The sequence below is a fragment of the Arenimonas alkanexedens genome (genome assembly GCF_054781355.1).
Map to the genome: position 1 here is coordinate 1 of NZ_BAAGUO010000011.1, position 7,657 is coordinate 7,657.

Below are 7,657 nucleotides of genomic sequence, written 5' to 3' on the forward strand. Positions count from 1 at the left end.
ATCGGCGGACCAGTTCGACCAGCTCGTGCTTGTACTCAGGGCTGTAACGCTTGCGCTTGGACATGGACACTCCTTTGACCCAGTATGGATCTTAGTGAAAGTGTCCGCAGAATCGGGGTAGAACCCATATTCCGGGCTTCCCTGGCACGACGACTACTTCGAAACTAGAAAGGAACCCCCGATGAGCCACGAGACCACCCTCGACGATGTCCGCCGCTACTACGGTGAAACCCTGAAGTCATCGTCCGACCTCAAGACCGGCGCCTGCTGCCCGATCAGCGCCATGCCGGCCGCGCTGCGCGACATGCTGGTGGACGTGCATCCCGAAGTGCTGGAGCGCTTCTACGGCTGCGGTTCACCGTTTCCTCCGGCGCTGGAAGGGCGCACGGTGCTTGATCTCGGCTGCGGCACGGGGCGCGACGTCTACCTGCTCTCGCGGCTGGTCGGTCCCGAAGGACGCGTCATCGGCGTGGACATGACGGCGGGCCAACTCGAGGTCGCGCGGCGGCACCAGGCCTGGCACGCGGAACGCTACGGCTACGCGGCCAGCAACGTCACGTTCGTCGAGGGCCTGATTGAGGACCTTGCCAGCGCCGGCATCGGCGATGCGTCGGTGGATGTCGTGGTTTCCAATTGCGTGGTGAACCTTTCGCCCGACAAGCATGCCGTGTTCGCCGAGGTGATGCGGGTCCTGCGCCCCGGCGGCGAGTTCTATTTCTCCGATGTCTTCTCCGACCGCCGCATTCCGGACGCGCTGCGCACCGACCCGGTACTTCTGGGTGAGTGCTTGTCGGGCGCGCTGTATCACGAGGACTTCCGCCGGCACATGCAGGCCGTGGGCTGCGACGACGTGCGCTTCGTGGAAAGTGGCCCGATTCCGCTGCTGGACCCGGCCGTCGAAGCGAGCATCGGCATGGTGTCGTTCACGTCGCGGACCGTGCGTGCGTTCAAACTTCCGCTCGAGGACCGCTGCGAGGACTACGGCCAGCTGGCGACCTATCGGGGCACGATGGCTGCGCACCCACACGCCTTCGTTCTCGACGATCACCACCGCTTCGAGCGCGGGCGGCCGATGCGGGTCTGTGGCAACACCTTCGACATGATTGCAGCGTCCCGCTACGCCTCGCACTTCACGTTGCAGGGTGACAGCACCGAGCACTTCGGCCTGTTCGATTGCGCCGATCCAGGTTCTGCGGTTCCCACCGCGGCCGGTGCCTGCTGCTAAGCCCATGCCCCCCTCGCTCGCCATTGTCATTCCACTGGGGCCAGGCGAACTGGACTGGCGTCAGTTGCTGCCGTCGGTGCTGTCGTCAACGGCCGCCGAGTTGACGGTGGTGCACACGACGGGCGCGGACCCTTCGGAACTTCCCGCTGCCGGTGGAAGGGTTCACCTGGTCGAATCCCGGCAGGGAAGGGCGGCGCAAATGAACGCCGGCGCCGCCGCTACCCTCGCGCCATGGCTGTGGTTTCTGCATGCCGACTCGCGCATGGCGTCCGACACGCTTGCGCGCCTGGCGCAGTACCTGGACGGCTCGCCGGATGGAATCGGTTACTTCGACCTGCGCTTTCTGCCTGACGGTCCTGGCCTGGTGCGGCTCAATGAGTGGGGTGCGCGTTTCCGCAGTCGACAGCTGCAGCTACCGTTTGGCGACCAAGGGTTTGTCATGCATCGCGACACCTTCCAGGCCCTCGGTGGTTTCGACGAAAGCCTGGCCAGCGCCGAAGACCACGCACTGGTCTGGCGTGCGCGGCGCATGGGTATCCCGCTGCGGCCCGTGGGCGCCGAGTTGTGGACCAGTGCCCGAAAGTACCGCCGCAAGGGTTGGCTGGGCACGACGCTGTCGCACTTGGGCACCACGCTGATGCAAGCACGACGATTCGCCAGCAGCGAGGCCGCGCGATGACAGGCGGCCTCGCGATTTTCGTCAAGACGCCCGGGCAATCGCCGGTCAAGACCCGGCTGGCCAAACGCTTTGGACGCCTTCATGCGGAGGCGTTCCATCTCGCTGCGGCCGAGGCCGTGGCCTCGGTGGCGGTCCGCGCGGGACTGACGGCGGGATTCACGGCGTACTGGGCGGTGGCGGAGCACGAAGCGATGTCGGGCAATGCCTGGAAGGACCTGCCTCGCCTGTTCCAAGGGTCGGGCACGCTCGGTGAGCGAATGGCAGCGATATACCGTCAATTGCTGGAGCGCGATGGGTTCGCCCTGCTGGTCGGCGCCGATGCACCGCAGTTGCGCGACGATGCCCTTGCGAAGGCTGCACATTGGCTGGATTCCGCCGAGCCGCGTCTGGTGATTGGACGCGCCCGCGATGGCGGCTTCTGGCTGTTTGGCGGCAATGTGCCGCTGCCTCCGGAGGCGTGGCTGCAGCCCAGCTACAGCGAGGCGACGACCGGGCACGAATTCATACGTTCCATGTCGCCTTACGGGGAATGGCTGGAGCTCGAAATGCTCTGTGACGTGGATCGTGTCGAGGACCTGGCCGTAGCCTGCGGCGAACTGCGGGCCTTGCCAGCGCCCACGCATGAGCAGCAGCGCCTTTTGGAATGGATGCAGGACAGCGATCTTGCAGCGGAGAATGGCGCATGACTACGCTTCTGGCCTACGAAGCGCTGGCGAAGCTGGGGCTGACCTTGGCCCTTCTGCTCGGCCTTGGCCTTTGGCAGTGGCGGCGGCCGGCTCGCGCCGATGCCAGTCGTGCCCGCTGGGGCAACAACCTCGGACTGATTGGCCTGTCAACGCTGGCGTCGCGCGTGCTGCTTCCCATCAGTGGCGGCGTGGCGGCCCTGTGGGCGGCGGAGGCGGGTATCGGACTGTTCAATGTCTGGTCGGTCCCGTCGGCCGTCGCCTTCGGCGCCACCCTGGTGGCCATGGATTTCGCCATCTACTGGCAGCACCGCGCTTTCCACCACTTCCCGCTGCTGTGGCGCGCCCATCGGGTGCATCACAGCGACCCCGGCTTCGACGTCAGCCTCGGGCTGCGTTTCCATCCTTTCGAGATCCTGCCTTCTGCGGCGTTCAAGCTTGGCGTGATCGTGGCCTTGGGCGCACCCGTGGCGGGCGTGGTCGTATACGAGCTCATGCTGTTGGGCATGTCGCTATTCACGCATGCCGACCTGCGGCTGCCGGCACGACTCGAGTCAGCGGTGCGAAGGCTGCTGGTGACGCCGGACTGGCATCGGGTCCACCACGCCGTGGACCGGGACGAACACGACATGAATTTCGGCAACATCCTCACCGTCTGGGACCGGCTTTTCCGCACCGCGCGCGAACAGCCGCGCGAGGGTCACGAAGCCATGGCGATCGGCCTGGTCGGCTATTCCCTCCCGGAGGGACAAGGGCTCTGGCGCTTGCTGCGCCAGCCTTTCCTGTCCCGTCCACCGCAAGCAGAAAAGGCAGAAGCGCCCCATGCATGACACCTGGCCCCGCCTCAAGGACATCCCGTTCCCGGAAATCCGCCGGTCGCGGATCGATACCCTGCAGCTGAATCTTGGCTATTTGTGCAATCTCAGCTGCATCCACTGCCACGTCAACGCCGGGCCACGCCGCACCGAGCTGATGGATCGGGAAACGATGGAGCTGGCGCTGAAGGTGGCCGAGCGCCTGGGCGTTGCCACGCTCGACCTGACCGGCGGCAGCCCAGAGATGAACCCCGGCTTCCGCTGGCTGGTCACCCAGGCGCGACAGCGGGGCCTGCACGTGATGGACCGGCTCAACCCGACCATCATGGAAGAGCCCGGCTACGAGTGGGTGGGTGAGTTCCTGGCCGAAAACCGTATTGAAGCGGTGGCGTCAATGCCCTGCTACAGCCAGGCCAACGTCGACGAGCAGCGCGGAAACGGCGTATTCGAGAGTTCGATTCGCGCCTTGACCACGCTCAACACGCTCGGCTACGCCACGCCCGGCAGCGGCCTGGTGCTGAACCTGGTCTATAACCCCAACGGCGCTTTCTTGCCGCCTGGGCAGGAGGCGCTTGAAGCGGACTACAAGACCCTGCTCGAGGATAACTTCGGCATCCGCTTCAACCGGCTTTACGCGCTGGCCAACATGCCGATCCAGCGATTCGGTTCCTGGCTTATTTCGAAGGGCAAGTTCGACGACTACATCGCCACGCTGCGCGGTGCCCATCAGGACGAGAACCTGGCTGGCGTGATGTGCCGGACCACGATCAGCGTCGACTACCAGGGCAACCTCTACGACTGCGATTTCAACCAGATGCTCAAGCTCAATCTTGGTGGTCGCGCTGATGTCTCGCACCTTCGCGACCTGCTTGACGGCAACGTGCCGCGCCGAATCGGCGTCGCCGGCCACTGTTTCGGGTGCACGGCGGGGCAGGGGTCGAGCTGCGGCGGTGCGCTGGTCGCCGATGCCTCCACGGAAGTTGCCCATGGCTAGTTCGCCGAAGCAAGCCAGTCATCCGTTCATGGCAGGAGATACCCAGTGAAGGCATCCGATCTTTTCGTTCGCGCCCTGGAAGCCGAGGGCGTTGAGTATGTGTTTGGCATCCCCGGAGAGGAGAACCTCGACTTCCTGAATTCGCTCAAGAACTCTCGAATCCGGCTGGTCCTGACCCGCCACGAACAGGCCGCCGGCTTCATGGCCGCGACTTACGGTCGGCTCACCGGCAACACCGGCGTTTGCCTGTCGACGCTAGGACCCGGCGCCACGAACCTGGTGACCGCCGCCGCCTACGCGCAGCTGGGTGCGATGCCCATGCTCATGATCACCGGGCAGAAGCCGATCATGACCAGCAAGCAGGGTGAGTTCCAGATTGTCGACGTCGTGGACATGATGCAGCCGCTGACCAAGTACACCCGCCAGATCACCAGTGGCCACAATATTCCGGCCCGGGTAAGGGAGGCCTTCCGGCGCGCCGAAGACGAGCGACCGGGCGCCGTCCACCTTGAGCTTCCCGAAGACGTCGCGCGTGAGGATGTTGAGGAACGCGTGATCGAACGCAGTCAATACGAGAATCCGCGTTCAAGCGAGGGCGCGATTGCGTCGGCGGTCGCGATGATTGAATCGGCCAAAAGGCCGCTGCTGTTGATCGGCGCCGCCGCCAACCGCCGCCACAGTTGCAAGGCACTGCGTGCTTTCGTCGACAAGACCGGCATTCCCTTCTTCAGCACCCAGATGGGCAAGGGCGTGGTTGATGAACGCCATCCGCTCTATCTGGGCACGGCGGCCCTGTCCGGAGAGGACTTCTTGCACCGCGCCATCGAAGCGGCCGACCTGATCATCAATGTCGGCCACGACGTGGTGGAAAAGCCGCCCTTCATCATGGGCAATGGGGAGCCTTCAGGCGTCCCGAGTGGCGGGGCAGGGGAGGCGGGCAATGCCCGGGTGATTCACGTCAATTACGTCTCTGCATCGATCGACGCCGTCTACCATCCGCAGCTGGGTGTGATTGGGGATATCACCGAGAGCGTCAAACAGCTTGCTGATCGCATCAAGCCGTCCCCGCGCTGGGATTTCAGCCGCTTCATGGGCGTGAAGGCGGCGGTGGATGCCCATCTGCTTGAGGGTATCGATGATGACCGCTTCCCCATCTATCCCCAGCGTCTGGTGGGCGACCTGCGCAAGGTGATGCCCGACGACGGGATCCTGACGCTGGACAATGGCATCTACAAGATCTGGTTCGCGCGCAACTACCGCGCACATCACCCCAATACCGTGCTCTTGGACAATGCCCTGGCCACCATGGGCGCCGGCTTGCCCTCGGCGATCGGTGCCCGAGTGGTCTACCCGGATAGAAAGGTGGTGGCGGTCTGCGGGGATGGCGGCTTCATGATGAACTCCCAAGAGATGGAAACCGCGGTGCGACTGAAGCAGGACCTGGTGGTGCTGGTGCTGCGCGATGACGGCTACGGAATGATCAAGTGGAAGCAGGCGGACATGGGCTTTGAGGACTACGGGCTCGATTACGGCAATCCCGATTTCGTCCGCTATGCCGAAAGCTATGGCGCGCATGGGCATCGGCTGGAATCGGCCGCCGACTTGATCCCGCTAATGCGCCGTTGCTTCGACACCCCCGGCGTCCATCTGGTGGATGTCGCCGTGGATTACAGCGACAACGACCGTATTCTCAATCGGGACATTCAAGCCAGGAGCCGCTCAATCTAGGCGAGCAGCGTGAGCGAGCATTTCAACCGGCGGGTTGCCGTTTGTCGCGCAGCGTCCGACCCATTGGGCGGAAGGGGCTCAGCCCAGCAGGCACTCACGTCGGAGCGTTCATCCGATCACTGAAAGCCCGCATGCCGGAGATGGCTGCCTCGTTGTCATAGCGCATCGGGTCGTGATACGACCAAATCCAGACCGTGCCGTCTGGCCGTCGCTCGGATCGCAGGGGTGGGCCGGGAATGCGTTCGGTCAGGCCCATCGCTGGCCACGCCCGCTCGGCCACGATATGCAGCCAGGCGGTTTGCGATAGGGGGCGCAATGGCTGAAGGCAGTCCATCATGCTCTCCCGGAGCCAAACACGAAATCCACCCCTCACGGTCGGAAGGACGGTCGTGTTCGTTTTGCCGGCGGTCGCTTCGGGCGACAGGGCCGATGTTGTTCCCCTGGTCAATTAGTTCACGTGATGCCGGGGCGGGTGCGGACACCCGGGAGGTCTCAAATTGACTGCGTAGCGTCTTTTGGAGGGCCTGGTCGATAGTTCGAACGACAGCAGGCGGCATCACTGCACGTGTGAGCAGACGTTATCGGCTAACCCATTGATTCCTAAGGACTGGAGTTCCCGGGGTAATCCCCCCGTAAATTAGCAGAAGTCAAAAGTGGAATTTTCTCGTAACCTTTCCCGAGGAGATTTCCATGAAAAAGTCCCGATTCACCGACAGCCAGATCCTAGCCGTGCTCAAGCAAGCCGAGGCCGGCACCCCAGTCCCGAACCTGTGCCGCGAGCACGGCATCAGCTCGGCGACCTTCTACAAGTGGCGCAGCAAGTACGGCGGCATGGATGCGTCGATGATGTCCCAGCTCAAGGAGCTGCAGGACGAGAACCGGCGGCTCAAGAAGATGTACGCCGACTCCCAGCTCAGCGCAGAACTGCTGAAGGAAGCCCTCGCAAAAAAATGGTGAGGCCATCTCAGCGGCGCGAGATGGCCAAAAAGGCGGTGGCAGACCGGCGCGTCAGCATTCGGCATGCGTGCGAGACGTTTGGTCTCAGCCAGACCTGCTATCGCTACCAGGCCAAGCTGTCGGACGAGAACGCAGTCATCGCCGACTGGTTGGTGCGTCTGACGCACAACCAGCGCAACTGGGGATTTGGCCTTTGCTTCCTGCACCTGCGCAACGTAAAGCACCAGCCTTGGAACCATAAGCGCGTTTACCGGATATACCGCGAGCTCGAGCTGAACCTGCGGATCAAGCCGAAAAGCCGCATCGTGCGGGAGAAGCCGCAACCGCTTGCGGTGCCAGACACCATCAACCGGAGCTGGTCCATGGACTTCATGCACGATCAGCTCAGTGACGGCCGCAGCATCCGGCTGTTCAACGTCCTGGATGACTTCAATCGCCAAGGACTGGGTATCGAGGTCGATCAGTCGCTACCGGCCGCGCGTGTGATCCGCTCGCTCGACAACATCATCGAGTGGCGCGGAAAGCCAGCCTCCATTCGCTGCGACAACGGGCCGGAGTACATCAGCGGCGCGCTGC

The 7,657-nt window shown here is 63.7% G+C and carries 6 protein-coding genes and 1 pseudogene; all 7 read left to right on the forward strand.

The features are described 5' to 3' along the window. The first annotated feature begins 181 nt into the window (after positions 1–181). Entirely contained in the window at positions 182–1,225 is a 1,044-nt protein-coding gene (locus tag ACYVGY_RS13540) for a methyltransferase domain-containing protein (RefSeq protein ID WP_460458031.1), read from the forward strand. 4 nt (positions 1,226–1,229) lie between these two features. Further along, entirely contained in the window at positions 1,230–1,904 is a 675-nt protein-coding gene (locus tag ACYVGY_RS13545; protein WP_460458032.1) for a glycosyltransferase, read from the forward strand. Then, positions 1,901–2,590, forward strand: a complete 690-nt coding sequence (locus tag ACYVGY_RS13550) for a TIGR04282 family arsenosugar biosynthesis glycosyltransferase (protein WP_460458033.1) — start codon at positions 1,901–1,903, stop codon at positions 2,588–2,590. Before ACYVGY_RS13545 ends, ACYVGY_RS13550 begins: the two co-directional genes overlap by 4 nt. After that, entirely contained in the window at positions 2,587–3,417 is an 831-nt protein-coding gene (locus tag ACYVGY_RS13555) for a sterol desaturase family protein (RefSeq protein ID WP_460458034.1), read from the forward strand. The genes ACYVGY_RS13550 and ACYVGY_RS13555 overlap by 4 nt, the downstream gene beginning before the upstream one ends. Further along, positions 3,410–4,396 (forward strand): arsenosugar biosynthesis radical SAM (seleno)protein ArsS, encoded by a 987-nt coding sequence (arsS, locus tag ACYVGY_RS13560; RefSeq protein ID WP_460458035.1) that lies wholly within the window; start codon positions 3,410–3,412, stop codon positions 4,394–4,396. The genes ACYVGY_RS13555 and arsS overlap by 8 nt, the downstream gene beginning before the upstream one ends. A gap of 45 nt (positions 4,397–4,441) precedes the next feature. Next, positions 4,442–6,124 carry an acetolactate synthase large subunit gene (locus ACYVGY_RS13565; RefSeq protein WP_460458036.1) on the forward strand — a complete coding sequence of 561 codons (1,683 nt, stop codon included), beginning with the start codon at positions 4,442–4,444 and terminating at the stop codon, positions 6,122–6,124. Positions 6,125–6,814: 690 nt separating this feature from the next. Beyond that, positions 6,815–7,657 (forward strand): annotated as a pseudogene (locus ACYVGY_RS13570) (IS3 family transposase); the annotation flags it as partial.

Coding starts and splice junctions, on each gene's coding strand:
- ACYVGY_RS13555 (WP_460458034.1), top strand. CDS start 2,587: ATGACTACGCTTCTGGCCTACGAAGCGCTGGCGAAGCTGGGGCTGACC.
- ACYVGY_RS13545 (WP_460458032.1), top strand. CDS start 1,230: ATGCCCCCCTCGCTCGCCATTGTCATTCCACTGGGGCCAGGCGAACTG.
- arsS (WP_460458035.1), top strand. CDS start 3,410: ATGCATGACACCTGGCCCCGCCTCAAGGACATCCCGTTCCCGGAAATC.
- ACYVGY_RS13550 (WP_460458033.1), top strand. CDS start 1,901: ATGACAGGCGGCCTCGCGATTTTCGTCAAGACGCCCGGGCAATCGCCG.
- ACYVGY_RS13540 (WP_460458031.1), top strand. CDS start 182: ATGAGCCACGAGACCACCCTCGACGATGTCCGCCGCTACTACGGTGAA.